At 53.4% G+C, this 1,237-nt stretch carries 1 protein-coding gene; it reads right to left on the reverse strand.

Features of this window, described 5'->3' with window-relative positions:
- Positions 1–24: 24 nt before the first annotated feature.
- Positions 25–1,065: a DEAD/DEAH box helicase family protein gene (locus C7451_RS19695; RefSeq protein ID WP_146215442.1), complete on the reverse strand. Its 1,041-nt coding sequence runs from the start codon at positions 1,063–1,065 to the stop codon at positions 25–27.
- Positions 1,066–1,237: the final 172 nt, after the last annotated feature.

Genomic DNA, 1,237 nt, shown 5'->3' on the forward strand with positions numbered 1-1,237 from the left:
GGCTCCGCTACGCAGCCCATTGCTTCAACCGCGCTGATGCGCGAAATAACCGCCCGGCTCTAATCCCCGCTGGAGGAAAGCTGGGGGCCACGTCACGGTCAGAAAACCGAGTGCCATGCCTTCGACTAAGGAGACGGTCTCGAGTGGTGGGCCAAACAATCGATCGATCGAATCCCCGTCGCCACGCCAGGGAGTCGCCGTCATTCCAAGCAGGTACTTCGGCTTCAATTGATTCACACACGACTGAAACCCTTGAGCGAGTGCGTGATGAGCCTCATCAACTATCACGATATCGAAAAACGAAGGCTCGATCGACGGTAGGTAACCAAGTAGGGTTTGATACAAGCCAAACGTAACGCCATCTTTTTGCGATGGAGGTTTTCCGTCAAAGAATACGGAGGTGGTTTCATTTGATTTGAGATGCGGCCAGAAAGCCTGCTCAAGTTGAAGAGCCAAGTCCTGGCTATGGCACAAAACCAGCGCATTCTTCGCCCCTTGATCGAACATCGCCCTAGTGAATTCAGCAGCCACAACAGTCTTTCCGAGACCCGTGGCCATGATGAATTGGCCACGAGCATCGCCGTTGTGATAGCTCTTTATAAGTGCTTGCACGATGCGCTGTTGATAGGGTCGAAGCTCGCGCCTTTGCCAATGGAGCTCGGGCCATTTGGAAAGCAAGGTGGATAGAAATGTGCCGTTCCAGAGCTTAATGTCAAAGCCATTTTTCGCCAGTTCGTCCCGACGCCGTAGGGCTGATTTCGTGAAATCTCCATTAGTTGCGACTGCAGCTGATTTTGCGCCGTAGAATGACATAGCATTCACAGCCTCTTTGATTGCCTCAACACCGACATATCCACCGCCTGTCACGGCCTTCACTTGAATAATCCAGGGGCGAACTTCCCCTGTGGGATCACTCCTGGTTGCAAGCAGGTCAGCGCCCTGGTCCCCGGCTCCCCCCACAAGCTGAACATCAGACCATCCACAATGAGAGATTGCCCTGGCGACTGCTCTTTCAAAACGCCACCAATCAGCACCTGACATCAATGATGGGGTAAGAAATGTCACTGGACAATGCAGTCCTGAAGGAGGGCCAAGCTTAGCGACGCTCTCTTCAATTCATCTTTGGAGGCCCTCGCCAAGTTAGAGTCTGATTCAAAACTATCGCGTTGGATTTCAGGCTCTTGCGATGCGGCGTGCGAGGAGCTGGATTGAGGCGATGAACAGCCAGGCGGTTGCC

The sequence above is a fragment of the Blastomonas natatoria genome, assembly GCF_003201955.1.
Classification (GTDB): Bacteria; Pseudomonadota; Alphaproteobacteria; order Sphingomonadales; family Sphingomonadaceae; genus Blastomonas; species Blastomonas natatoria.